Raw genomic sequence first — 23,630 nt, forward strand, 5'->3', positions numbered from 1 at the left:
CCGCGCCATGGACGCGCTGCGCCTGAGCGAGCTTCAGTCGGCCTGGGTGCAGGTCGCGCTGGTGGTGGGGATCGGGCTGCTGGCGGCGGAGTTCGCCGACCGCCGCCGCACCGCCCACCGCGCGGTGATCTTCGCGATCTCCGGCCTGCTGGCGATCCGCTACGGCTGGTGGCGGGCGACCGAGACGCTGGCCCCCTTCGGCCTGACCTGGGACTGCCTGGCGAGCTGGAGCTTCTTCGCCATCGAGGCGGGGGCGATCCTGTCCTCGCTCTCGGCCTTCACCATCCTCAGCCGCACCAGGGCCCGGCACGAGGAGGCGACCCGACACGCCGGCTGGTGGGGCGCCGCCCCCCCGCCGCGGGTGGCGATCATGATCGCCACCTACAACGAGAGCCGCGAGGTGCTCGAGCGCACCATCGTCGGCGCCAAGGCGCTGCGCCATCCCAACAAGGACATCCTGATCCTCGACGACGGCCGGCGCGAGTGGCTGGGCGAGTTCTGCCGGGAGCTGGGCGTGCGCCACGTCACCCGCCCCGACAACAGCCACGCCAAGGCGGGCAACATCAACCACGGGCTCGACCTGCTTCGGGCCGAGGGGCCGCCGGACTACGTGGCGGTGCTCGACGCCGACTTCGTGCCCCACCAGGGGTTCCTCTCGCGCACGCTGGCGCTGTTCCACGAACCCGACGTGGGGCTGGTGCAGACGCCGCAGCATTTCTTCAACCCCGACCCGATCCAGCACAACCTGGGCCTCTCGCGCTCCTACCCCGACGAGCAGCGGTTCTTCTTCGACCACCTCCAGCCCGCCCGCGACGCCTGGGGGATCGCCTTCTGCTGCGGCACCTCCTCGATCATGCGCTGGGAGGCGCTGGAGGCGATCGGCGGCTTCCACACCGGCTCGATCACCGAGGACTTCCTGGTCACCCTGACCATGCAGAACGCCGGCTGGCGGACGGTCTACCTCAACGAGCCGCTGACCGAGGGGCTCGCGCCCGAGGGGCTGAAGGAATACGTCACCCAGCGCGCCCGCTGGTGCCTGGGCCTGATGCAGATCGCGCGGGGGGAGCTGGGGCCGCTGTCGCGCAACAGCCTGCGCTGGATGGACCGCTGGTCGGTGATGGACTCGGTCCTCTACTGGACCACCACCTACACCTTCCGCCTGGCGGCGCTGACCTACCCGCTGCTCTACTGGTTCTTCGGGATCACCGTCGTGGACGCCTCGGTGCCCGAGGTCGTCAGCTTCTTCGGGGTCTATTTCGTCTGGGTGCTGCTGGCGCTGAACGTGGTCTCGCGCGGGCTGGTGGTGCCGCTGGTCAACGACGTCAGCCAGATGCTGGGCGCGATCCCCATCGCGCGGGCGGCCTTCACCGGCCTGATCCAGCCCCACGGCCATCCGTTCAAGGTCACCGCCAAGGGCGGCGACCGCGACAAGATCGTGGTGCAGTGGGCGTTGATGCGCCCGTTCCTGATCCTGCTGGGGCTGACCGTCCTGGGGCTGGTCGCGGGCATCGTCTCGCCCCGCTTCGCCTTCGGCGAGGCCGGCGACGGCAAGACCGTGATCCTGTTCTGGACGGTCTACAACATGCTGGTGCTGGCGCTGACGCTGCTGGTGTGCATCGAGCTGCCCCGCGCCGAGCGCCACGTCGCCGACGGGCCGGAGCGCGCGACGCTCGAGGTCGAGGGCGTCCAGCACCGCGTGTGGCTGGCCGAGCTGACCTCGGAGGCCGCCCGCGTGCGCGGCCGCCAGCCCCCGCCCGGCACGCCGGTGGTGCTCCACATCCCCGACGCGGGCGCGCTGGCGGGAGTGGTGCGCGCGACCTCGGGCGACGGGGTGCGCCTGCGTCTCGAGCCGACGGCCGAGCAGCGCGAGGCGCTGCTGCGCCGCTTCTACACCACCGGCGAGGCGCCCGGCGCCACCCGCACCCGGCTGCTGGGCCTCGCGGGGGACTTCTGCTCGCGCCTGCTGGGACTGAAGCGCTAGGCCGGCCGCGCCGCCTACCGGCGCGAGGAGAGGCGGCTGATCGCGTAGGAGAAGCGCGCCAGCTCCGAGGTGCGCCGGGATTCCTCGGGATAGACGTCGCCGCCGTCCGCGATCGCCTCGGCCGAGCGGGCCAGGCGGTCGAAAGGGCGGATCAGCACCAGGGCGAAGATCCCGGCGGCGAGCACGATCAGGACCCCCGCGGCCGCCAGCGCCAGATCGATGCGCCGCAGCGCGCCCTGGCGCTGCTCGGCCAGCAGCGCAGGGTCGATGCGCGCCACCAGGCTCCACCCGAAGGAGGGCAGGTCGCGGTAGCTGATCGACGGCGTCACCGAGGACAGCGAGGCGACCCCGTCGGGCCAGGTCTCGACCACCGCCGACTGCGCCCCCACGCTCGCCGCGCGCATTGAGGCGAGGTCGATCCGCTCGCCCTGCATCGCGGGCGGGCCGACCACAACCACGCCCTGTCGGTCGACGATCGCCGCCTCGATCCCCACCGCGGCGGCGGTCTCGGCGAGGTAGGCCTGCGCCCAGGCGTGGTTGACGTGGAAGCCGACCACGCCGACCGACCGCCCCTCGGCGTCCTGGATCGGGGCGGCGAGGTCGAGGAACCGCGGCGGCGCGCCGTCGGGCCCCGCGGGCAGCAGGCTGGCGAGCAGCTTCGCCTCGTGCACGTCGCCGGCGAAGGGGCCGCGCAGGCCCGCGTCGAACCAGGGACGGCCGGCGACGGAGGCGCCTTCGAGCATCCCGAAGGAGGCCGCCGTCACGCTCCCGTCCAGCGCGGCGATGCCGGCCCAGGAGATCCGCTCCCCGTCGCCCACCACCATGTCGAGCGCCGAGCGCGCCGCGCGCCCATCGGCCGGCGAGACGCTGGGCGCCAGCGCGGCGACGTCGCGCCAGTCGGCGTGGATCGCGCGCAGGAAGATCCGGCCCACGGCGTTGGCGCGCTGGAGGGTGATCTCCTCGAGCACGTCGCGCTCGAAGCGCGCGGTGGAGTCGCGCGACGCAACCGCCAGCCCCGCGCCGACGGCCGCCGCGACGGCGAGGGCGAAGATCAGGAACTGGACCAGCAGGCTGGGACGCAAAGTGGCTGAGGGCATGGGGGAATCGCTCCTTGAGGCACTGACCCGACCGTGCATAGCGCTCATGAACTTCATAGGAACCCCCCCGCCCGCCCGCCCGCGCGCCGCGTCGCGACATCGCCTGTCGCCGGGACGCCTCCCCTCGACGCCGGCCTGCGCTGGGGCGGGGCAGGGCGGCGCCCCTGCCGTGCGGGCCGGGCGTCGGCGCGCTCTCCCCGGAGCGCCGGCCGCCTCCCGACGAGTCCCGCATGCGGCGTTGATGATAACGTATGCGAACGAATCAAAGAGGCCGGGCGGGAAAAGCGCCGGCCGATCCCAAGGGAGGAACGACCATGAAGCGCAGGACATTCCTGAGCGGGGCTGCGGCCGTCGGCGTCGGCGGCGCCCTGGCCGCGCCGGCCATCGCCCAGGCCCGCAAGGAGATGATCATCGTCTCCGCCTATCCCCGGGACTTCCCGGGCATCGGCATCTCGGTGCAGCGGCTGGTGAAGCGGATCACCGACCTCTCGAACGGCCAGATCCAGACGACCTATTTCGCCGCAGGCGAGCGCGTCGGCGCCTTCGACGTGCTCGACGAGGTCGCCTCGGGCAACAGCCAGGCCTATGTGGCCTCCGACTACTACTTCACCGGCAAGCACCCGGCCTACGTCTATTTCTCGACGGTGCCCTTCGGCATGGTCGCCTCCGAGCTGAACGCCTGGGTGAAATACGGCGGCGGCCAGGAGCTGTGGGACGAGCTCGCCGGCTCCTTCGGCGTGAAGACCGAGCTGTGCTCCAACACCGGCACCCAGGCCGGCGGCTGGTTCAAGAAGGAGATCAACTCCCCCGACGACCTCAAGGGCCTGAAGATGCGCATCCCGGGCCTCGGCGGCGTGGTGATGTCGAAGCTCGGCGTCTCGACGGTCGCGCTTCCGGGCGGCCAGATCTACGAGAACCTCGCCTCGGGCACGATCGAGGCGACGGAGTGGATCGGGCCCTACAACGACTATTTCATGAAGTTCTACGAGGCCGCGCGCTACTACTACACCGGCGGCATGCACGAGCCGGGCACGGCCGCCTGCCTGGGCATGAACACCTCGTGGTACGGCACGCTGAGCCAGTGGGAGAAGGACGTCATCCGCGCCGCCTGCCTGGAGGAGAACGCCAACTCCTACGAGGAGCTGGTGGCGCTGAACGGCGACTACCTCTCGAAGCTGGTCAACGAGCATGGCGTCGAGGTCCGCGAGTTCAACGACGAGCTCTGGGACGCCTTCGGGGAAGCCTCGACCGAGGCCTTCGCCGAGCTGCGCGAACATTCCGAGATCGCCGCGCGGATCGACGACAGCTACCAGGCGTTCCTGCGCAAGAGCGGCGGCATGATGAGCGCCTTCGAGGGCACCTTCGTGCGCCAGCGCAACCGCGTCCTCGGGATCTGACCCCGGCGCCGGGGCGACGCCGGCCCTGCGCTGGCGTCGCTCCCCCCCCCGGCCCCGCACGCAGAGCCCGGCGCAGGGAAGGACCCTGGCGGCCAGCGCGCGGGTGAGGCGGGATTCGAACCCGCGGAACCCTCCCGGGTTCGTCCGTTTTCAAGACGGATGCCTTCGACCGCTCGGCCACTCACCCCAGCGCGGCGCGGGCCGGTTCTGACCCATCCGGGACCCGCTGCGCAAGCCCGCACGTCGTCGGCCGCCCGGCCCGGCCGCCTCGGCGCCCGGCCTCCGCCTGCAGGATCGTCGCGCGTGTCGCCGCCTCCCGCGCAAAGCGGGCGGCGCGTTCAATCTCGAAGCGGCCGAGGCGCGGCTTGCGCGGCCGGCGCATTCGACCGCTCCATCCCCGGTCCGGCCGGGACCTGGCGGCCGCTCCGCGCGTGCGCGTCCAGGGAGCGGCGTCACGGAACGGGGAGGGCGGCGTCGCAGGCTGTTTCCTCGGGCGCGGGGCTCCTGTAGCCTCGGCGCGGTCGGGCGGAGCGCGCCCGAGATCCCGGAGAGTTCGCCATGCGGTCGAAGCGCCTGATCGTCGCCCCCGGCCGGATCGCCACGGCGCCCGCCCTGCGCGCGGCGATGGCGGCCGCGCTCTGCCTCTGCGCCGCCGCGGCCCAGGGACAGGAGGCGACGCCGCCGGCGCCGGCGCCGGGCGAGACGTCGGCGGACGCCTCCGTCGGGGCGCCGTCCGCGACGCTCGAAGGCGTCGGGGTCTGGGCCGGCGGGCCCACCTTCGGCGGCGCCTGGATCGCCCATCCCGAGGCCGGCGCCCCGCGCGAGGTGGAGGTGGAGACCGAGGACGGCCGCCGCGCCCGCCTGCGCCTGCTGCCGCTGACCGAGCCGGGCCGCGCGCCCGGGTTCCTGGTCTCGGCCGAGGCGGCGGAGGCGCTGGGGATGGAGGCCGGCGCGCCCGCGCGCCTGACGGTGCGCGACGCGCCGGCCGCCGTCGCCGCCGCGCCCGCCCGCGAGCCCGGGGCGCCTGCGGCGGACGCCGACCGCGCCGCGGTCGCGGCCGCCGACCCCGCGAAGGATCGCGCCGCCGACGTCGCCGAGACCCCGCAGGACGAGACCGCCGGCGATGCCGCCGGGACCGCGAAGGGTGACGCCTCCGCAGACGGCTCCGCGACCGCGACGGCGGCGATGAGCGGCGAGCCGCCGGCCCGCGACGCGGCCGCATCGACGGCGGAGACCGCGGCGGCCGACCCGGCGCCGGGGCAGGGCGGACCGCCCGTCGCGGCCGACGCGACGCCGAGCAGGGAGGCCGCCGCCGGGCCGTCCTCCGCCGCCGCCGCCGGGGCGCGTGTCGAGACCCTCGCCGCGTCCGCCGAAGCCGAAGCCGCAGCCGGAGCCGATGTCGCCCCCGCCTCCGCGGCCCGGGAGGCCGCCGCCGCGCCGACGGCGCCCGAGACCGCCGCCGCCGCGCCGACCGCGCCCGAGACCGTCGCCGCTGCCGCCGCGCAGCGTCCGCTGCTGCAGCCCGCAGGCGGGCCGCAGCCGGCGCCGAGCGCCGCGCCGGACGCGGCGCCCCCGCCGCCGGACGGGCCCGTGGCCCCGCTCGCGGCCGGCGCGCCGCCGGCCCGGCCCGTCTCCGCAGCCCCCGGCCGCAGCGACGCCCCCGTCCCCGCGCCCAGCGCCGCCCCTGAGCGCGCGGCCGCGGCCGGCCTGCGCCCCGCCGCCCCGCGCGCGGCCCTGCTCCTGCCCGCGCCCGCGGCGAGGCCCGCGGCCTCCCCGGGCGGCGGCGCGCCCCAAGTCAGCCCGCGGCCGCCCTCGCGCCCCGTCGCGGCCGCCCCCGCCCCGCAAGCCGGAGGAACCGACCCCGCATGACCCGCCGTTCCGGTCTTCGCGCCCTTGCGGCGCTTTCGCTGGCGATGGCCCTCGGCCTCGCCCCGCGCCTCGACGCCGCCGAGCTCGACATCGCCGCCCGCGAGGGTCTGGTGATCGACATGGCCACCGGCGCCGTGCTGCTGTCGAAGAACCCCGACCAGCCCACCCCCCCCGCCTCGATGCTCAAGCTGATGACCCTGACCATGGTCTTCGAGGCGCTGGAGGAAGGGCGGCTGAGCCTCTCGGACGAGTTCCTCGTCTCCGAGAAGGCCTGGCGCATGGGCGGCTCGAAGATGTTCGTGAAGGTCGGCGAGCGCGTCTCGATCGAGGACCTGATCCGCGGCGTCATCGTGCTCTCGGGCAACGACGCCTGCATCGTGCTGGCCGAGGGGCTGGCGGGCTCCGAGGAGGCTTTCGCCCGCCGCATGACCGACCGCGCGCGCGAGCTGGGCATGCACTCCAGCTTCGGCAACGCCACCGGCTGGCCGCATCCCGACAACGTCATGACCCCGCGGGACCTGGTCTACCTCGCCCAGCGGATGATCAAGGAGCACCCCGAGTTCTACCGGTATTTCGCCGAGACGGATTTCGAGTGGAACGGGGTGGCCCAGCGCAACCGCAACCCGCTGCTCTACGCCAACCTCGGCGCCGACGGGCTGAAGACCGGCCATACCGAGGAGGCGGGCTACGGTCTCGTCGGCTCGGCGGTGCAGGACGACCGGCGGGTGGTGTTCATGATCGGCGGGCTCGACAGCACCGCGGCCCGCGCGCAGGAGAGCGAGCGGATCGTGAACTGGGCCTTCCGCGAGTTCCGCAACATCACCCTCTACAGCGCCGGCCAGGACCTGGGCGCGGCCGAGGTCTGGCTGGGCGCCAAGTCCACGGTGCGCCTGACGGTGGAGGAGGACGCGCTCGCCACCATCCCCTTCGCCTCGGCCGACGCGCTCTCGGCCACGCTGCGCTACCAGGGGCCGCTGGAGGCGCCGGTGACCCGGGGCCAGAAGGTGGCCGAGCTGGTGGTCGAGGCGCCCGAGATCCCCGCCATCACCATCCCCGTGGTCGCCGCCGAGGACGTGCCGAAGGGCGGCTACCTGACCCGCCTGCAGGCCGCCGCCGGCCTGATGGCGCGCAAGGCGATGGTCGCGGTGATGGGCGATGGCGAGACGCCCGAGGCCGCGCCGGACGCCGCGAATGCCGGCGGCTGAGCGCCCCGGCGTGCCGACCTGCCGCGCGTCTCGCCCCGGGGACGTCCCGGGCCTGACCCGGGGCCTCCGGCCGCTCGCCGGCCGCGGACGGGCCCGGCGCGGGCCCGGCGCGCGCCTGTCGGGCCGGGGCGCATGAGCGCGGGCAGGGGCGCTGCGCGCGGGCTCTTCGTCAGCTTCGAGGGCGGCGACGGGGCGGGCAAGTCGACCCAGCTCCGCCGCCTCGCCGAGGCGCTGCGCGCCGAGGGCCGCGACGTGGTGGTGACCCGCGAGCCCGGCGGCGCCCCCGGCGCGGAGGAGATCCGCCGCCTGGTGCTGGAAGGGGAGCCGGGGCGCTGGTCCCCGGTCTCGGAGCTGCTGCTGTTCAACGCCGCCCGCCGCGATCATGTCGAGCGCACGATCCTGCCCGCGCTCGCCCGCGGGGCGGTGGTGCTGTGCGACCGCTTCGCCGACTCGACCCGCGTCTACCAGGGCGCGGCGCGCGACGTCGCCGCCGCCGGCCCGCTGCCGGCGCCCGACCTCGCCATGGCCGACGCCCTGCACGCGCTGGTGATCGGCATCGAGCCGGACCTGACCCTGATCTTCGACATCGACCCCGAGGTCGGCCTCGCCCGCGGCGTCGCCCGCGGCGGCGAGGAGCTGCGCTTCGAGAGCCTGGGCCTCGACTTCCACCGCCAGGTGCGCGCCCGCTTCCGGGCGCTGGCTGAACGCTTCCCCGACCGCTGCCGGGTGATCGACGCCGGCGGCGAGCCCGACGCCGTCTTCGCCCGCGTCCGCGCGGCGCTGGCGGAACGGCTCGCGGCGGCCTAGAACGCCCCCCATGGCCCGCAGCCCCTACGTCCCCGAGAACGAGCCCCCGCCCCCCGAGCCCGACCGCGTCGAGGGCGCGCCGCATCCGCGCGCGACCCGGCGGCTCTTCGGCCAGGACGCCGCCGAGCAGGCCTTCCTCGAAGCCTGGGGCGCGGGGCGCATGCACCACGCCTGGATGCTGACCGGGCCCCGCGGCGTGGGCAAGGCGACGCTCGCCTGGCGCATGGCGCGCGCGATGCTGGCGGCGCCGGCGCCCGGGCAGGGGGGCGGGCTGTTCGGCGAAGCCCCCGCCGAGCCCGGCCCGCCCGAGAGCCTCGACATGGCCCCCGAGGATCCGGTGTTCCGCCGGGTTCTGGCGCTGTCGGAGGGCCGCCTGCGCCTGCTGCGCCGGCCCTGGGACGACAAGGCCAAGCGGCTGAAGACCCAGATCTCGGCCGAGGACGCCCGCGGCCTGCGCGAGCTCTTCGCCACCACCGCCGCCGACGGCGGCTGGCGCATCGCGGTGGTGGACTGCGTGGACGAGATGAACGCCCAGTCCGCCAACGCGCTCCTCAAGCTGATCGAGGAGCCGCCGGTCCGCTCGATGTTCCTGCTGGTCTGCCACCAGCCCTCGCGGATCCTGCCCACCATCCGCTCGCGCTGCCGCACGCTGCTGCTGCGCCCGCTTTCGCCCCCCGACCTCTCCGCCGCCGTGACCCAGGCGATGGAGGCGGAGGGGGAGGAGGCGCCCGCGCTCGACGCCTCCGCCGAGGCGCTGCACGCGCTTTCGGGCGGCTCGGCGGGCGAAGCGCTGAGGCTCGCGGCCGAGGGCGGGCCGAAGCTCTATGCGCGGCTGGTGCGCATGGCCTCCGGCGCGCCGGGCATGGACCGGGCGGAGTTCCACGACTGGGCCGCCACCGTCTCGGGGCGCGACAACGCTCCGCGGCTCGACGCCTCGCTGCGGCTGGTCGAGCTGCTGCTCGCCCGCATGGCCCGAGCCGGCGCCGGGCGGCCGATGTCGCCCGAAGCCGCGCCGGGGGAGGCCGCGCTCGCCGCGCGCCTCTCGGCCCATCCCGGCCAGGCGCGGGTCTGGGCGGAGGCGGCGCAGGACATTCCCGCGCGCGCCGCCCGCGCGCGCGCCGTCAACCTTGACCCCGACCGGATCATCCTCGATACCTTCTCCGCGCTGGACGCCTGCGCCCGCCGGGCCGCCGCGCTCGAGGGCCCTCCGCCCGCCTGAGAGACATTCCCGGAGCCCGCCGTTTGCCCCCCGCGCTCGTCGACAGCCATTGCCACCTGGACTTCCCCACCTTCGAGGGCGAGCTTGACGACGTGATCGCCCGCGCCGTCGCCGCCGGGGTGACGCGGATGGTCTCCATCGCCACCACGCTCGCCGCCGAGCCCAAGGTGCGCGCGCTCGCCGAGGCGCACGCCCCGGTCCTCTACGCCTGCGGCCTGCACCCGCTCCACGTCCACGAGGAGCCGGTCCCCACCGTCGAGGCGCTGGAGGCGATCGCCCGCCATCCCAAGATGGTCGGCATCGGGGAGACCGGGCTCGACTATCACTACTCCGCCGAGACGAAGGACGTGCAGCAGGAAAGCCTGCGCCTGCACTGCGAGGCGGCGCGGCGCACCGGCCTGCCGCTGATCATCCACAGCCGCGACGCGGACGAGGACATGGCGCGGATCCTCTCGGAGGAGCACGCGGCCGGGAAGTTCGAGTGCGTGATGCACTGCTTCTCCTCCTCCGCGAAACTCGCCGAGGAGATGCTGGGCCTGGGCTTTTACCTCTCCATGTCCGGCATCGCGACCTTCCCCAAGTCGCAGGAGCTGCGCGACATCTTCGCCGCCGCGCCGCTCGAGCGGATCCTGGTCGAGACCGACAGCCCCTACCTCGCGCCCAAGCCGAAACGCGGCAAGCGCAACGAACCCGCCTACACCGCGATGACCGCGCAGGTGGGGGCCGAGGTCTTCGGCCTCTCGACCGAGGACTTCGCGAAGGCCACCACGGCGAACTTCGACCGCCTGTTCGCCAAGGCGGCCGCCTGGTCCCAGCAGCACCTGAAGGCCGCCTGAGCATGGCCGAGCTGCGCTTCACCATCCTGGGCTGCGGCTCGTCCGGGGGCGTGCCGCGCCTGGGCGACGTCTGGGGCGCCTGCGATCCCAGAAACCCCAGGAACCGCCGCCGCCGCTGCGCGATGCTGGTCGAGCGGGAGGAGCCCGGGCAGGGCATCACCCGCGTCCTCATCGACACCGGCCCCGACATGCGCCAGCAGCTGCTGGACGCGGGGATCGGCCTGCTCGACGGGGTGATCTACACCCACGAGCACGCCGACCACATCCACGGGCTCGACGACCTGCGGATGATCGTCTTCAACCGCCGCAAGCGCCTGCCGGTCTGGGCCAATCCCGAGACGCAGGAGAGCCTGATCTCCCGCTTCGGCTACGCCTTCGTGCAGCCCGAGGGCTCGCCCTATCCGCCGATCCTGAACCTCAAGACCATCGACGGGCCCACCACGATCTGGGGCGACGGCGGCGACATCGTGTTCCGGCCCTTCAAGGTCCGCCACGGCGCGATCGACGCGCTGGGCTTCCGGATGGGCCCGCTCGCCTACCTCCCCGACGTCTCCGCCATGTCCGACGAGGCCTGGACCGAGATCGCGGGCGCCGACACCTGGGTGGTCGACGCCCTGCGCTACACGCCCCATCCGACCCACTCCCACCTCGAGCAGACGCTGGGCTGGATCGCGCGCTCGGGCGTGCGCCGGGGCGTGCTGACCAACATGCATGTCGACCTCGACTACGAGCGGATGCAGACCGAGACGCCCGACAACGTCGACCCCGCCTACGACGGCATGGTCCTGTCCTTTGCGGTCTGAGGCCGCCCCTCCGCGCCCCCCGCGCAAGTCCCCGGCCGCCCTCCGCCCCTCTCCCCCGACCCGCCCGCGCCGCGCGGGAGGGGCGGGGCGCGTCCTTCCTTCCGCCGCGCCCGGCCGGCCGCTGGAGGCCCCGGGTCAAGCCCGGGGCGCCGCGCGCCGGGGGCGGTTCCTGCGCTCGAAAGTCCCCGCCTGATGCTCGACATCCTGCTGATCGTCCTGCCCGTCTTCGTCATCGTGGGGCTGGGCTACATCGCCTCCCGCCTGGGGCTGCTGAAGGACGGGGACGTCGACGTCCTGCTGAAGTTCTGCACCGGGATCGCCATCCCCTGCCTGTTGTTCTCGGGCGTGGCGCGGCTGGACCTCGCCGACAACTTCAAGGCCGGGCCGCTGATCTCCTTCTACGGCGGCGGGCTGGTCGCCTTCGGCGTCGGCTACCTGGGCGCGCGCAGGATCTTCGGGCGCCGCCCCGGCGAGGCCGTGGCCGTCGCCTTCTGCGCCCTCTTCTCCAACTCCCTCCTCCTCGGCATCCCGGTGACCGAGCGCGCCTACGGGACCGAGGCGCTGTCGGCCAACTTCGCGATCCTGTCGATCCACGCGCCCTTCATCTACTTCGTGGGCATCGTGGCGATGGAGTTCGCGCGGGCCGACGGACGCTCGGCGGCCGCGACCGCCAAAGCCACGGCGCGGATGATGTTCCGCAACTCGCTGACCATCGGCATCGCCATCGGCATGGCGGTGAACCTGACCGGCCTGCCGCTGCCCGACCCGGTGTTCGAGGGGGTGCAGACGCTCGGCCGCGGCGGCATCCCCGTGGCGCTCTTCGCGCTGGGCGGCGCGATGACGCGCTACCGCCTGCAGGACGGGATCGGCGAGGCCGCCTTCGCCGCCGCCCTGTCGCTCCTGCTGCACCCGCTGATCGCCTTCCTCGCCGGCCACTACGGCTTCGGGATCGAGGACCGGTTCCTGCGCTCTGCGGTCGTCACCGCGGCGATGCCGCCGGGGATCAACGCCTATCTCTTCGCGGTGATGTACCAGCGCGCGACCGGGGTCGCGGCGGCGACGGTGCTGCTGGCGACGATGTTCTCGGTGGTCACCGCCTCGGGCTGGCTGGCGCTGCTGCACGTCACGGCGCCGTAGGGCAGGGCGCGATGCCGCGCGGTGGGGAAACCGGATCGCCTCGGGCCGCGTATCACCCTGCATGTCCCACGCTCCCCGCCCTCCCACCCGCCGCGCCGTCCTGCTGGGCGGAACCGCCGCGCTCGTCCCCCTCGCCGCAGGATGCGCCGTGATCCCTTCGCCGTCGCGCATCGAGGCGCAGAATCCCCCCGTCGGCCGGTTCGTCGAGGCGCAGGGCCTGCGCGTCCACTACGTCGAGATGGGGCCGCCCGACGGCGTGCCGGTGGTGCTGGTCCACGGCGCCACGGGCAATCTCAACGACATGACCTTCGACCTCGCGCCGCGGCTGGCCGGCGCCGGCCTGCGCGCGATCGCCTTCGACCGCCCCGGCCTCGGCTGGTCCGAACGCCCCGCGCGCGAGGGCTGGCGCCCCGCCGTGCAGACCGCGGTCCTGCGCGAGGCCGCGGCGCGCCTCGGGGTCGCGCGCCCGGTGGTCCTGGGCCATTCCTGGGGCGGGGCGGTGGCCACGGCCTGGGCGCTGCAGGACCCCGGGATCCGCGGGGCGGTGGTGATCTCGGGCGCCACCATGCCCTGGTCGGACGGCGACGACTGGCTGACCGGGCTCAAGACCTCGAAGGCCGCGGCCTGGGTCGGCGCCGGCGTCTTCCGGCTGATGGCCGAGCGCGACGGCGGGGCCTCGGCCGCCGCCCGCATCTTCCGCCCCCAGCAGCCGCCGGAGGGCTACCTCGACCACCTCCAGCCCGAGCTGGTGCTGCGCCCGGAGACCTTCCGCAACAACACCGAGGACATCGAGCGGCTGGACGGCGCGCTCGCGGTGCAGTCGCGGGCCTATCCCGACCTGGTCCCGCCGCTGGAGATCCTGCATGGGCTCGCGGACGAGATCGTCTCGGCGCAGATCCACTCCGTGGCGCTGGCCGAGCTCGCCCCGCGGAGCGAGCTGACGCTGCTGACCGGCGTCGGCCACATGCCGCACCACGACGACCCCGAACGGGTCTGCCGCAGCGTGGAACGGCTTGCCGAAAATTAGCGCCCCAGGAGTGGAAAGTTTCGGCCTGTAACGGTATGGTGGGCGGATTGGATCCCCGCCGACCTTGGATGCGGGATCCGGAATCGGGCGGCCGCCGCCGCAGCAGGTCCACCCGATTGCAAGCGTATCAGGAGGCGCTCATGTCCCCGGAAGACATCCCGCCGGGCGCGCCCCAGGCGGCCGAGCATGCCCATGGGGCGTTCGAAAACGCCGTGGACGAAGTCGGCGACAGATGGTCCCTGCTGATCGTCTGGGCCGCGGCCCACGGCACGACGCGGTTCGACGACTTTCATCGCGACCTGAACGTGGCGCGGAACATCCTGTCGAATCGCCTGAGACGACTCGTCGACCTCGGCATCCTGGAGAAACGTCCGGTGCGCGATGGCGCGCGCCGGATGGAATACGCCCTCACCATCAAGGGCATGGCCCTGCGCGACGTGCTGGGCGAACTGATGGCCTGGGGCCGCGCCTGGGGCCGGAAGTTCCCGGCGGAGGTCGGGGCCGGGGCCGGGGCCCGGCGGTCCTGAACCGCCTGGCGGGGCGCTCAGCGCCAGCGGCCGAGCAGCGTCCCCAGCGTCTCGAGCGAGGTGGCCGCCTTGGCGACGCGCTGGGAGGCGGGCGCGCAGACCGACTCCTTCACGATGTACCCGCGCGAGCACTGCACCGCCGGCATCAGCTGCGAGATCTCGCGGTCCACCGCGGCCTTCCAGTCGCTGAAGCGGCCGCTCTCCTGCAGGCGGCTCACTGTCGACTCGATGTCGGCGCAGCCCGCGCCCTGGCCGCGCAGCGCCTCGGCCAGCAGGCCGCGCTGCGTCTCGGCCTGGCACAGCTTCCACAGCACGTCCGCATGGATCTGGGGGAACATGCGCAGGATGGTGCGGTAGCGCGGGCCGATGTTGTCGAAGCCGTTCGCCACGCCCTCCGGCGGCCAGAACTGGTAGCTCGCGAGGAACACGTCCGGGTCGATCTCGGACCCCGCGCGCTTGGGCGGATCCTGGTAGAGCGCCGGCTGCTCGGGCGTCTCGATCCCCTCGCGCAGGAAGGCGAGCACGCGCGCCTGCTCGCGCAGGGGCTTGCCCTCGGGGTCGAGCGGCAGCACCGCCATCTGCATCCCCAGGGCCGAGGGCGTCAGGCGCACGAAGACCGGGCGGCCGGGGAAGTTCAGCAGCGCCTCGAGCCCGCCGTTCTTCCAGCCGCCGCCGATCGTCGCCTCCACCCCGTTCGAGTCGTGGAACATGCCCGCGGGATTGCGGCCGGCGTCGGTGATCTCGACCTGCATGCCGCGCGCGGGCCCGATGCCCACGAAGCGGCCTTCCATATCGGGGTTCTGCGCCCGCGCCGGCGTCCCCGCCAGAAGCGCCGCCAGCAACGCGAGCCCCAGCGCCGCCAGCGCGGCCAGGCGCCCCGCGCGCGGACCTGCGGAACGGGGGGCGGGGCGGATCTCGATCGACGACATGAAGGGCTCCGGCTGTTTCGGTCGCGCTCTCGCTATACCGTAACTTTGACCGCCGCGAGGCGGCAGGGGTATATCGCTCTCGAATCGTCTCATGGGGGAACGTGCATGGACTGGGACAAGCTGCGGATCTTCCACGCGGTGGCCGACGCGGGCAGCCTCACCCACGCGGGCGAGAGCCTGCACCTGAGCCAGTCGGCCGTCAGCCGCCAGATCCGCGCGCTGGAGGACGAGGTGGGCGCGACCCTGTTCCACCGCCACGCCCGAGGCCTGCTGCTGACCGAGCAGGGGGAGCTGCTGTTCGCCGCCACCCGCGAGATGACGCGGATGCTCGACACCGCCTCGGCCCGGATCAAGGACGCCAAGGACGACGTCTACGGCGAGCTGCGCGTCACCTCGACCATCGGCTTCGGCACCATGTGGCTGACGCCCCGGCTGCCCAACCTGTTCGACATCTACCCCGACCTCTCGGTCGACCTGATCCTGACCGAGACGGTGATGGACCTGCCGATGCGCGAGGCCGACGTGGCGATCCGCATGAAGGAGCCGTTCCAGGCCGACCTGATCCGGCGCAAGCTGTTCGACGTGACCATCCGCTTCTTCGCCTCGCGCGCCTATGTCGAGAAGCACGGCGCGCCCGAGACCGCGGCCGACCTCGCCTCCCACCGCATCGTGGGCCACAGCCCCGGCTACCCGCAGATCCAGGCGGGGGAGGCGTTCCTCGCGCCCATCTACGCGGGGGCGCACCGGGCGCGGGCGACGGTGAACAACTACTTCGGCCTCTACACCGCCGCGATCTCGGGCCTGGGGATCTGCGCGCTGCCCGACTACCTCGCCCGCGACGTTCCCGAGCTCGTCAACGTCGCCCCGGACCTGAAGTCGGACCCCACCACGGTCTACTTCGTCTACCCCACCGAGCTGCGCCGCTCGAAGCGGGTGGCGGTGTTCCGGGACTTCGTTCTGGACGAGCTGGAGAAGGACGGCTTGCTCTCCGGTTGAGCCCGTCTCGCTGTTGCGGAAAAGCCATGCGCTCAGTGCAAAGCTGAGTTGACCGGCGGTTTGTGACGCTTGTTGCGCTTGCTAACCCGAAATCACGGGCCTATATCGCGCCTTGTAGCCGACACCCCGCGACACTGTTGCACTCCGGTGACGGCTGCACCTCCCTGTTGGACTTGGCCGGACGTTCGCGTCCGGCTTTTTTTCTGTGCGACAGGCGCTTGGCCGAGTCCGGCCGCGCCGCGCCCTGTGGCGGGAAAGACGCGAAACCCGGCCACGACCCCCCGAAACGCGGTCCGAAAGCGCGCTCCGGGCGCGCTCTGGACGGCCGTCGGAAGGCCCCGCGCGCCGCAGTGCGGAAAATCGTTCTCCTGATCCGGCGCCCCGGAATGCGAAGACCCTGCCGCGGGGCGGCAGGGTCCTGCTCGAGATCCATAAGGGGCCGGCGGGATCGCCGGGGGCGTTCAGAACCAGAGGCCGCGCTTGCTCAGGTCCATGTCCTTGTAGAGGCCCGCGACCTCCTCGCCGTAACCGTTCCAGATCACGGTGGGGGCCTCGTCGCCCGTGCCCAGCACGCGCTCCTGCGCCTGGGACCAGCGGGGATGCGAGAATTCGGGGTTCACGTTGGCCCAGAAGCCGTATTCCGAGCCCTGCAGCTCCTGCCAGAAGCCCATCGGCTGCTCCTCGACGAAGGAGATGCGGATCACGGACTTGGCGGACTTGAAGCCGTATTTCCACGGCAGGTGCAGGCGGATCGGCGCGCCGAACTGCTTGGGCAGGACCTTGCCGTAGGCGCCCGTGACCATGAAGGGCAGGGGGTTGAGCGCCTCCTCGATCGTCACGCCCTCGACATAGGGCCAGGGATACCAGGACTGGCGGATGCCGGGCATGGTCTTCTCGTCCGACAGCGTCTCGAAGCGCACGTATTTCGCGGCCGAGGTCGGCTCGGCCCATTTCACCAGCTCGGCCAGCGGGAAGCCGATCCAGGGCACCACCATCGACCAGGCCTCGACGCAGCGGTGACGGTAGACGCGCTCCTGCACCGGCATCTTCGCCAGCAGGTCCTCGAGTCCGATCTCGCCGGCCCTGGCGGCGTGGCCCTCGATCTGCAGGGTCCAGGGGTCCGAGGGCAGCTTCTGGGCGGCGTCGGCGATGCCCTTGTGGGTGCCGAACTCGTAGAAGTTGTTGTAGCTGCCCGAGACCGCCTCGGGCGTGATCGCGCGGCCCGCGTCGGCATAGGCGGGATCGAGCGGGGGCGCGGGCGTCCAGGCCTCGCCGGCGGGACGGGCGGCGGCCGGGCGCGCGACGCCGAGGCCCGAAGCCGCCGCGACGCCCGCGAAGCCGAGCCCCGCCAGCACCGCGCGACGGTCGAGGAACACCCGCTCCGGCGTGACCTCGCGCTCCGGGATGTGCCAGGAGGGGCGGCGGTGGAAGTGCATCTCGCGTCCTTTCGCAGGGGCCCGGGAACCGGGAGGGCCTGACCACAGGATAGGCGAGGGGGACCGTCGCGGCCAATCACGAGGCGTGGAAAGGCCGCGAGGGATTGTTTCAGCGCTGGGGGAGACGGGGGCGGAGGCGCCCTGCGGGCGGGCTTGGCGGGGGGCGCTTGCGGAAGGCTTGCAAGGGAGGGGGAAGGGGGGAGCCTCCGGCGGGCTCCTGACTCACCCAAGAACAAGACGCCCGCGCCTGTTCTCCGGATCCGTCCATCGCGTCCGATGCCTGAGCGACTCGCCCGCCCCGGTCAAGGACAAGCCGGCTTCGCCGGTCGCTGCGCGATCCTTGACCGGGGCGGGCGAGTCGCTCTGACGGCATCCGCGATGGACGGCTCCGGAGAACAGGCGCTCCCGGGGGGCGCGTGGGGCCGGGGGCGCCTGGGGCGGGCGTCAGGAGACGAAGTCGGCGTCGGGGATGCCCTGAAGGCTCAGGAGGGCGGTGAGGTCGGAGACGGCCAGCACCGCGCCGGCGCGGGCGGCGAGCGCGGGCTTGGCGTGGTAGGCGACGCCCAGGCCCGCGGCCTCGACCATCGCGAGGTCGTTGGCGCCGTCGCCCACCGCCAGCGCCGCCTCGGGGCCGAAACCGCCCTCGGCGCAGTAGCGGCGCAGCGCGTCGAGCTTGGCCTGGCGGCCGAGGATCGGCTCGCCGGGCTCCCCGGTCAGGCGGCCGCCCTCCTCCAGCAGGGTGTTGGCCTGGGCGTGCCGGAAGCCCGCCGCCTGCGCCACCCGGTCGGCGAACCAGGTGAAGCCGCCGGAGACCAGGGCCGTCACGGCGCCGCGGGCGTTCATCGTCTGCACCAGGGTGCGCGCGCCGGGGTTGAGGGTGATGCGCTCGCGCCAGACCGTCTCCAGCGCCTCGACCGGCAGGCCGCGCAGCAGGCGGACGCGGGCGCGCAGCGCGCCCTCGAAGTCGAGCTCGCCCTGCATGGCGCGCTCGGTGATCTCCTTCACCCGCTCGCCGACGCCGGCGACGTCGGCGATCTCGTCGATGCACTCGACGGGGATGATGGTGCTGTCCATGTCGGCGATCAGCAGGCGCTTGGCGCGGTCCGCTTTGGCCACCAGGTTCACGTCGACCGCGCCGCCAAGCGCCGCGTGCAGCTCGGCCGCCATGCCCGCGGTGCCCGCGACGTCGGCGGCCTTCGGGCCCAGCCGGCGCGGGGCCGCGGCGCAGATCTTCTCGGCCTCGGCGAGGAAGGCGTCGGGCACGCCCTCCTGCGCGGTCAGCACCACCACGTGGGTCATTCGCAGCTCCTGAACGGAAACGCCCGGACGGCCGCGAGGGGCCGTCCGGGCGGAGGGGCAGGGGGCGCGCACGCCCCCGCCGGCAGCTCTCAGCTGGCGGCGGCCAGGGTCACCCGGCGCTCGCGCTCCAGCTCCTCGGCGAGCAGGAAGGCCAGCTCCAGCGCCTGGGCCGCGTTGAGGCGCGGGTCGCAGGCGGTGTGGTAGCGCGAGTGCAGGTCCTCGTCCGTCACGTCATGCAGGCCGCCGGTGCACTCGGTCACGTTCTTGCCGGTCATCTCGAAATGCACGCCGCCGGCGTGGACGCCCTCGGCCTTGCAGATCTCGAAGAACTCCGTGACCTCCTGCTGCACCCGCTCGAACGGCCGGGTCTTGTAGCCCGAGGCCGACTTGATCGTGTTGCCGTGCATCGGATCGCAGGACCAGACCACCTTGCGCCCCGCCCGCTCCACCGCGCGGATCAGGCCGGGCAGGTGGTCGCCCACCTTGCCCGCGCCGAAGCGGTTGATCAGCGTCAGCCGGCCCGGAACGTTGTTGGGGTTGAGCAGGTCGATCAGCCGCAGCAGCCCGTCGGGCGTCAGCGAGGGGCCGCACTTCAGCCCGATCGGGTTGATCACGCCGCGGCAGAACTCGACATGCGCGCCGTCCGGCTGGCGGGTGCGGTCGCCGATCCAGATCATGTGGCCCGAGCCGGCCACATACTGGCCGGTGATCGAGTCCTGGCGGCACAGCGCCTCCTCGTAGGGCAGCAGCAGCGCCTCGTGCGAGGTCCAGAAGTCCACCCGCTGCAGCTTCTCCTCCGTCGCCCGGTCGATCCCGGCGGCGGTCATGAAATCGAGGGCGCTGGAGATCCGCTCCGCCAGCGCCGCATAACGCTCCGACCCCGGCGTCCCGCTGGCGAAGCCCAGATTCCAGGCGTGCACGCGGTGGATGTCCGCGAAGCCGCCCTGGGAGAAGGCGCGCAGCAGGTTCAGGGTGGCGGCCGACTGCAGGTAGGCCTGCTTCATCCGCTCGGGGTCCGGCTCGCGGGCCTCGGGGGTGAAGTCGAAGCCGTTGATGATGTCGCCGCGGTAGGAGGGCAGCTCCACCCCGTCGATCTTCTCGACGTCCGAGGAGCGCGGCTTGGCGAACTGGCCGGCCATGCGGCCCACCTTCACCACCGGCATCGAGGCGCCGAAGGTCAGCACGACGGCCATCTGCAGCAGCACCCGGAAGGTGTCGCGGATGTTGTCGGCGCCGAACTCGGCGAAGCTCTCGGCGCAGTCGCCGCCCTGGAGCAGAAAGGCCCGCCCCTCCGCCACCTCGCCCAGGCGTGCGGTCAGGGCGCGGGCCTCGCCCGCGAACACCAGGGGGGGATACGAGGCGAGCTGCGAATAGGCGGCGTCCAGAGCGGCCGCGTCGCGATAGACGGGCATCTGCAGGGCTTCGTGGTTGCGCCAGCTGCGCTTGGTCCAGGCCTCGGTCATCTTGCTCATCCCCGGGTCGGGTTTTCGTCAGGGCGCCCCCTGTAGCCGAGAACCCCCCTCTTTCCAAGCCGCGACAGTACGGAAAGGGGGTGAAAGCGGGCGTTTTTGCGGCGCGGCACGGCATTCGGGCCGCAGGCGCGGGGGCGGCGGCGGCGCCGCCCGACGGCCCGAACGCGCCTTTTGCGATGCAGCAGGACATCCTGCCGCGCTGCACAATCGTCCCGGCGCCTTAGCTTGTCTGGACCGTTCAGCAGCCGCAGCCGGGAGACCGCGCATGGAGGAGCTCGAACCCGCCGAGACGGTGAAGGAGGTCGTCGGCAGTCTCGACGCGCTGACCGCCCCTGCGCGGGAGTTCGTGGCCGGCATCCCCGCGCTGATGATCGGGGCCAGCGCCATGGTGGTCGGGGTGCTGGTGTGCCTCGCGCTCCACTGGCTGCTGCGCCGGGCGCTGCTGCGCGCCACCCGCGGGGCCGAGGGCGGCTTCGTCCACGAGGTGGTGCGGCGCACCGGCGGGCTCGGCCGGCTGGCTTCGGTGCTGGTGGGCATGATCGTGACCCTGCCGGCGACGACCCTGCCATACGAGTGGGTCTCGCTGATCCGCCACGCGATCTCGATCATGCTGATCGTGCTGGTGGCCTGGGCGCTGATGTCGACCGTCTCCCACACCGCCGACCGCTCCCTGCGCCGCTGGATGGGCGCGGACGAGGAGAACGTCGAGGCGCGCAAGAACCGCACCCAGATCCGGGTCTTCCGGCAGGTGATCAACATCATGGTGTTCACCATCGCCGCCGGCGCCTGCCTGCTGACCTTCGACGGGGTGCGCGAATACGGGGCCGGGCTCTTCGCCTCGGCCGGCGTCGCGGGGATCGTGGCGGCGGTCGCCGCGCGCCCGGTGCTCGCCAACATCTTCGCGGGGCTCCAGATCGCCATCACCCAGCCGATGCGCATCGACGACGTGGTCATCGTCGAGGGCGAGTGGGGCTGGATCGAGGAGATCACCGCCACCTACGTGGTGGTGCGCATCTGGGACTGGCGCCGGCTGGTGCTGCCGATCTCCTACTTCATCGAGAAGCCGTTCGAGAACTGGACGCGCGAGAGCGGGGCGATCATCGGCTCGGTGATCCTGCACGTCGACTACGCCGCCCCCTTCGAGGCGCTGCGCGAGAAGTTCGACGAGGTGGTGCGCGCCTCCGCCTGGTGGGACGGGCAGGTCTCGGTCTTCCAGGTGATCGGGGCGACCGAGCGCACGGTGGAGGTGCGCGCGCTGATGTCCGCCCGCTCCTCGCCGCGCGCCTGGGAGCTGCGCTGCGAGGTGCGCGAGAAGGTCCTGCTGTGGCTGCGCGAGACCCACCCCGAGGCGCTGCCCCGCGACCGCGGCGACCTGCGCCTGCAGCCCGATCCGGGCCGCGAGGTGCAGGACGGCCCCGGCCCGCTCTCCCGACGCCCGGAGGCGGCGGAGTAGCGCTCGCTCCGCAGCCCGCCGACCCCTCCGCAGAGTGGATTCGCCTTCCATTTCGGCCGCTTGCCCTTGCGTCCTGCGAGTCGGGAATTTATCCGCATGAATGAGGGAAGCCGGGTCCGCCGCACGGGGGCGGGCCTCTGCGTCGGGATCCGCCCGGCGCCGGCGATCCCGTGAAGGGGGGGAATGCCATGCGACGCGTCTCGACGGCCGTCTTCGCGCTTCTGGCCGGTCTGGTGCTGGCGGGCTGCGACCCGGAGATCAAGATCTACCGGGTCCACGACGACATGTACGAGACGGTGCGGGAGCCCTTCGACGCCTCCACCGCCAAGGACGCCCGCCCCGGGGACCGCTTCGTCAAGAGCCGCTTCGGCGTGGTGCTCGACGCGCCCGACAAGCCCCAGCGCGGGGCGCGGCTGCGCTACCCCTCCGACCTCCATGCCTTCGAGGCCGCCCGCCGCGTGCGCATGGAGGGCGACGTGCCGGTCTACCGGCTGGAGTTCATTCCCTGGAACATGCCGCCGAGCGTGCTCGAGAGCTGGGGCGGCCTCGCGCGGATGACGATCGACGGCTTCCACTACTACGCGCCGATGCCCGAGGACCGGCGCCTGCGCGACGACGGGCTGCTGGTCACCGACTGGGTGTTCTGCCCCGCCTGCGCCGGGCGAGGCCTCGACGGCGCCCGGGGCACGAGCGCGGCGTCCGACAGGGCGCGGGCCGCTTTCGCGGTCGAGGGCGAGCCCGATTTCAAGCGCGTCCGCCTGATCTTCGGGGCGGAGGAGCCCGACCTGCTCTATTTCTCGACCGGCGAGACGGCCCTGCGCGAGGCCCGGCGCATGGCCGCGGGCGAGCGGCTCGAGGTCGCGCGCCTCGCCGAGCCGCGCCGCGAGTACTTCCGGCTGCGCCGGGAGTACCGGCCCTCCCGGCCCGTCTCGCGGCTGAACGAGGTCTGCGAGGACTACCTGATGGCGAGTTCGGAGTGGCGCAAGGTGTTCCGGGGCGGCGACGACTACGTTGCGGCGCTGGCCCGCCTCCAGCGCCGCATGCCGCGGCTGCTGGACTGCGCCGAGGCCGAGCTCGCGCGGATCGACTGGGCGACGCGCGGCGACGAGCTGGCCCGCATCGCCGGGACGGAACGCGCGCTCGCCGAGGCGGGCGAGATCCCCGCCGCCGAGCGCTTCGAGGTCCGCTCGCTGCGCGAGGAGATCGAAAACGTCGAGACGTGGTACGAACGGCAGCGGTCGGAATATCTCTACGCGGCGAACCACCTGCCCCAGCTCATCCAGGACGAGCGCGACGTGGCCCGCCACCGCGCCCGGCAGCAGGCCGCCGCCGACGCCGCCTGGGCGCGGCTCGCGGCCGACCCGCTGGGCGACTGGCGCAGGCGCACGCAGGCGCAGATGGCCGACATGGCGGACTTCAACAGCCGGGTGCAGGGCATGGTCGACCGCCCGCCGCGGACCCTGCCCTCGACCGTCCCCTCGGCCCCCTCGACCCAGGACCGGGCCGACGCCCGCCGCCGCGAGGCCGAGGCGAACCGCGCCGAGATGGAGACCCGCGCCGCCATGGCCGAGGCCGAGGAACGCGCCCGGCAGGAGGAGGCGCAGGAACGGCAGCAGGCCGCCTCCGCCGCCCCGGACCCGGCCGGCGACGAGACGCCCGAGGCCCAACCCACCTGGACCGAGGCGCTCGCCGGCGAGGACGAGCCTCGCCGCGGCGGCATGGAGGGCTGCGTCGAGGTGATCGAGACCCGCAAGAGCACCGGATCCTCGGCGATGTCGTCCTGCTCCTACGACGAACCGGACCGCCCCTCGATGACCCTCGTCTACCAGAACAACTGCGGCTTCCCGGTGCATATCGAGACCCGCATCGCCATGGACACCGGCGGGTCGGACACCTGGACGGAGTACGGCGTCAAGCCGGGCCGCAGGCGCTCCACCGCGGACCTGTGCGGGCTGATCGCCTACGAGTTCTCCTACGAGGAGGAGGACTGACCCGCGCCCGCCGCCGCCCGGGGGCCCGCGGCGGCGGCGGGGCAGGGCGCGGGGCCCCCGAGTCGGTCTCCCGCCCACGCCGCGAGGCGGGGGCGCGCAGGCCGGGCGGGCCGTGTCTTCGAGGTCGCGCGCACGCGCCGTCCAGTCGC

Annotated in this window: 19 protein-coding genes and 1 tRNA gene; 14 read left to right on the forward strand and 6 right to left on the reverse strand. The window is 73.4% G+C overall.

The genetic code is table 11. The annotated features are described in order from the left end of the window. Nucleotides 1-7 precede the first annotated feature (7 nt). Nucleotides 8-1,981 carry a glycosyltransferase family 2 protein gene (locus BM064_RS18480; protein ID WP_092862042.1) on the forward strand — a complete coding sequence of 658 codons (1,974 nt, stop codon included), beginning with the start codon at nucleotides 8-10 and terminating at the stop codon, nucleotides 1,979-1,981. Between the two features lie 14 nt (nucleotides 1,982-1,995). On the opposite strand, the gene BM064_RS18485 is transcribed toward BM064_RS18480, so the two are convergent. Beyond that, nucleotides 1,996-3,078, reverse strand: coding sequence for a cache domain-containing protein (locus BM064_RS18485; protein WP_143103379.1), 1,083 nt, complete (start codon nucleotides 3,076-3,078; stop codon nucleotides 1,996-1,998). 314 nt (nucleotides 3,079-3,392) lie between these two features. Between BM064_RS18485 and BM064_RS18490 the strand changes: the two genes are divergently transcribed. Next, on the forward strand, nucleotides 3,393-4,475 hold the full coding sequence (locus tag BM064_RS18490; protein WP_092862046.1) for a TRAP transporter substrate-binding protein: 1,083 nt from the start codon (nucleotides 3,393-3,395) through the stop codon (nucleotides 4,473-4,475). A 100-nt stretch (nucleotides 4,476-4,575) separates the two neighbouring features. Here BM064_RS18490 and BM064_RS18495 read toward each other — a convergent pair. Continuing rightward, a tRNA-Ser gene (locus BM064_RS18495) sits at nucleotides 4,576-4,662 on the reverse strand. 371 nt (nucleotides 4,663-5,033) lie between these two features. Here BM064_RS18495 and BM064_RS18505 point away from each other — a divergent pair. From BM064_RS18505 to BM064_RS18545, 9 genes are all read left to right on the forward strand, one after another. Continuing rightward, nucleotides 5,034-6,344 (forward strand): hypothetical protein, encoded by a 1,311-nt coding sequence (locus BM064_RS18505; protein ID WP_092862050.1) that lies wholly within the window; start codon nucleotides 5,034-5,036, stop codon nucleotides 6,342-6,344. Further along, nucleotides 6,341-7,549: a D-alanyl-D-alanine carboxypeptidase family protein gene (locus tag BM064_RS18510; RefSeq protein WP_092862052.1), complete on the forward strand. Its 1,209-nt coding sequence runs from the start codon at nucleotides 6,341-6,343 to the stop codon at nucleotides 7,547-7,549. The genes BM064_RS18505 and BM064_RS18510 overlap by 4 nt, the downstream gene beginning before the upstream one ends. A gap of 132 nt (nucleotides 7,550-7,681) precedes the next feature. Beyond that, on the forward strand, nucleotides 7,682-8,356 hold the full coding sequence (gene tmk, locus BM064_RS18515) for a dTMP kinase (RefSeq protein ID WP_092862054.1): 675 nt from the start codon (nucleotides 7,682-7,684) through the stop codon (nucleotides 8,354-8,356). A gap of 10 nt (nucleotides 8,357-8,366) precedes the next feature. Then, complete coding sequence (locus BM064_RS18520) at nucleotides 8,367-9,575, forward strand: DNA polymerase III subunit delta' (RefSeq protein ID WP_092862056.1); 1,209 nt, start codon at nucleotides 8,367-8,369, stop codon at nucleotides 9,573-9,575. A gap of 23 nt (nucleotides 9,576-9,598) precedes the next feature. Continuing rightward, nucleotides 9,599-10,411 (forward strand): TatD family hydrolase, encoded by an 813-nt coding sequence (locus BM064_RS18525; RefSeq protein ID WP_245779208.1) that lies wholly within the window; start codon nucleotides 9,599-9,601, stop codon nucleotides 10,409-10,411. 2 nt (nucleotides 10,412-10,413) lie between these two features. Further along, nucleotides 10,414-11,214, forward strand: a complete 801-nt coding sequence (locus BM064_RS18530) for an MBL fold metallo-hydrolase (RefSeq protein WP_092862060.1) — start codon at nucleotides 10,414-10,416, stop codon at nucleotides 11,212-11,214. Nucleotides 11,215-11,406: 192 nt separating this feature from the next. Next, nucleotides 11,407-12,351, forward strand: a complete 945-nt coding sequence (locus BM064_RS18535; RefSeq protein ID WP_092862062.1) for an AEC family transporter — start codon at nucleotides 11,407-11,409, stop codon at nucleotides 12,349-12,351. Between the two features lie 148 nt (nucleotides 12,352-12,499). After that, entirely contained in the window at nucleotides 12,500-13,378 is an 879-nt protein-coding gene (locus BM064_RS18540) for an alpha/beta fold hydrolase (RefSeq protein WP_177236321.1), read from the forward strand. A 140-nt stretch (nucleotides 13,379-13,518) separates the two neighbouring features. Further along, the gene (locus tag BM064_RS18545) at nucleotides 13,519-13,905 is read left to right on the forward strand and encodes a winged helix-turn-helix transcriptional regulator (RefSeq protein WP_177236322.1); all 387 of its coding nucleotides are present in this window, start codon (nucleotides 13,519-13,521) and stop codon (nucleotides 13,903-13,905) included. Nucleotides 13,906-13,922: 17 nt separating this feature from the next. Here the strand turns inward: BM064_RS18545 and BM064_RS18550 are convergent, their stop codons facing one another. Further along, complete coding sequence (locus BM064_RS18550; RefSeq protein ID WP_092862068.1) at nucleotides 13,923-14,834, reverse strand: hypothetical protein; 912 nt, start codon at nucleotides 14,832-14,834, stop codon at nucleotides 13,923-13,925. Nucleotides 14,835-14,939: 105 nt separating this feature from the next. On the opposite strand from BM064_RS18550, the gene BM064_RS18555 reads away from it, so the two are divergent. Further along, on the forward strand, nucleotides 14,940-15,830 hold the full coding sequence (locus BM064_RS18555) for a LysR family transcriptional regulator (RefSeq protein WP_092862070.1): 891 nt from the start codon (nucleotides 14,940-14,942) through the stop codon (nucleotides 15,828-15,830). Between the two features lie 461 nt (nucleotides 15,831-16,291). Here BM064_RS18555 and msrP read toward each other — a convergent pair whose 3' ends face one another. From msrP to BM064_RS18570, 3 genes are all read right to left on the reverse strand, one after another. Then, nucleotides 16,292-17,266, reverse strand: a complete 975-nt coding sequence (msrP, locus tag BM064_RS18560; protein WP_092862072.1) for a protein-methionine-sulfoxide reductase catalytic subunit MsrP — start codon at nucleotides 17,264-17,266, stop codon at nucleotides 16,292-16,294. 444 nt (nucleotides 17,267-17,710) lie between these two features. Then, complete coding sequence (gene serB, locus BM064_RS18565) at nucleotides 17,711-18,565, reverse strand: phosphoserine phosphatase SerB (protein ID WP_092862074.1); 855 nt, start codon at nucleotides 18,563-18,565, stop codon at nucleotides 17,711-17,713. Nucleotides 18,566-18,654: 89 nt separating this feature from the next. Beyond that, nucleotides 18,655-20,028 carry a class II 3-deoxy-7-phosphoheptulonate synthase gene (locus BM064_RS18570; protein WP_092862273.1) on the reverse strand — a complete coding sequence of 458 codons (1,374 nt, stop codon included), beginning with the start codon at nucleotides 20,026-20,028 and terminating at the stop codon, nucleotides 18,655-18,657. A 274-nt stretch (nucleotides 20,029-20,302) separates the two neighbouring features. Between BM064_RS18570 and BM064_RS18575 the strand changes: the two genes are divergently transcribed. Both BM064_RS18575 and BM064_RS18580 read left to right on the forward strand, forming a co-directional pair. Next, the gene (locus tag BM064_RS18575) at nucleotides 20,303-21,490 is read left to right on the forward strand and encodes a mechanosensitive ion channel family protein (protein ID WP_092862076.1); all 1,188 of its coding nucleotides are present in this window, start codon (nucleotides 20,303-20,305) and stop codon (nucleotides 21,488-21,490) included. A gap of 188 nt (nucleotides 21,491-21,678) precedes the next feature. Then, entirely contained in the window at nucleotides 21,679-23,481 is a 1,803-nt protein-coding gene (locus tag BM064_RS18580) for a hypothetical protein (protein WP_092862078.1), read from the forward strand. Nucleotides 23,482-23,630: the final 149 nt, after the last annotated feature.

It is taken from the genome of Albimonas pacifica, assembly GCF_900113695.1.
Taxonomy (GTDB): Bacteria; Pseudomonadota; Alphaproteobacteria; order Rhodobacterales; family Rhodobacteraceae; genus Albimonas; species Albimonas pacifica.

What these genes read in the sequence shown, in the direction of transcription:
- BM064_RS18550 (WP_092862068.1), bottom strand. Translation starts at nt 14,834, where the DNA reads ATGTCGTCGATCGAGATCCGCCCCGCCCCCCGTTCCGCAGGTCCGCGC.
- BM064_RS18545 (WP_177236322.1), top strand. Translation starts at nt 13,519, where the DNA reads ATGTCCCCGGAAGACATCCCGCCGGGCGCGCCCCAGGCGGCCGAGCAT.
- BM064_RS18530 (WP_092862060.1), top strand. Translation starts at nt 10,414, where the DNA reads ATGGCCGAGCTGCGCTTCACCATCCTGGGCTGCGGCTCGTCCGGGGGC.
- BM064_RS18555 (WP_092862070.1), top strand. Translation starts at nt 14,940, where the DNA reads ATGGACTGGGACAAGCTGCGGATCTTCCACGCGGTGGCCGACGCGGGC.
- serB (WP_092862074.1), bottom strand. Translation starts at nt 18,565, where the DNA reads ATGACCCACGTGGTGGTGCTGACCGCGCAGGAGGGCGTGCCCGACGCC.
- BM064_RS18480 (WP_092862042.1), top strand. Translation starts at nt 8, where the DNA reads ATGGACGCGCTGCGCCTGAGCGAGCTTCAGTCGGCCTGGGTGCAGGTC.
- BM064_RS18490 (WP_092862046.1), top strand. Translation starts at nt 3,393, where the DNA reads ATGAAGCGCAGGACATTCCTGAGCGGGGCTGCGGCCGTCGGCGTCGGC.
- BM064_RS18505 (WP_092862050.1), top strand. Translation starts at nt 5,034, where the DNA reads ATGCGGTCGAAGCGCCTGATCGTCGCCCCCGGCCGGATCGCCACGGCG.
- tmk (WP_092862054.1), top strand. Translation starts at nt 7,682, where the DNA reads ATGAGCGCGGGCAGGGGCGCTGCGCGCGGGCTCTTCGTCAGCTTCGAG.
- BM064_RS18535 (WP_092862062.1), top strand. Translation starts at nt 11,407, where the DNA reads ATGCTCGACATCCTGCTGATCGTCCTGCCCGTCTTCGTCATCGTGGGG.
- BM064_RS18510 (WP_092862052.1), top strand. Translation starts at nt 6,341, where the DNA reads ATGACCCGCCGTTCCGGTCTTCGCGCCCTTGCGGCGCTTTCGCTGGCG.
- BM064_RS18575 (WP_092862076.1), top strand. Translation starts at nt 20,303, where the DNA reads ATGGAGGAGCTCGAACCCGCCGAGACGGTGAAGGAGGTCGTCGGCAGT.
- BM064_RS18485 (WP_143103379.1), bottom strand. Translation starts at nt 3,078, where the DNA reads ATGCCCTCAGCCACTTTGCGTCCCAGCCTGCTGGTCCAGTTCCTGATC.
- BM064_RS18520 (WP_092862056.1), top strand. Translation starts at nt 8,367, where the DNA reads ATGGCCCGCAGCCCCTACGTCCCCGAGAACGAGCCCCCGCCCCCCGAG.
- BM064_RS18580 (WP_092862078.1), top strand. Translation starts at nt 21,679, where the DNA reads ATGCGACGCGTCTCGACGGCCGTCTTCGCGCTTCTGGCCGGTCTGGTG.
- BM064_RS18570 (WP_092862273.1), bottom strand. Translation starts at nt 20,028, where the DNA reads ATGACCGAGGCCTGGACCAAGCGCAGCTGGCGCAACCACGAAGCCCTG.
- msrP (WP_092862072.1), bottom strand. Translation starts at nt 17,266, where the DNA reads ATGCACTTCCACCGCCGCCCCTCCTGGCACATCCCGGAGCGCGAGGTC.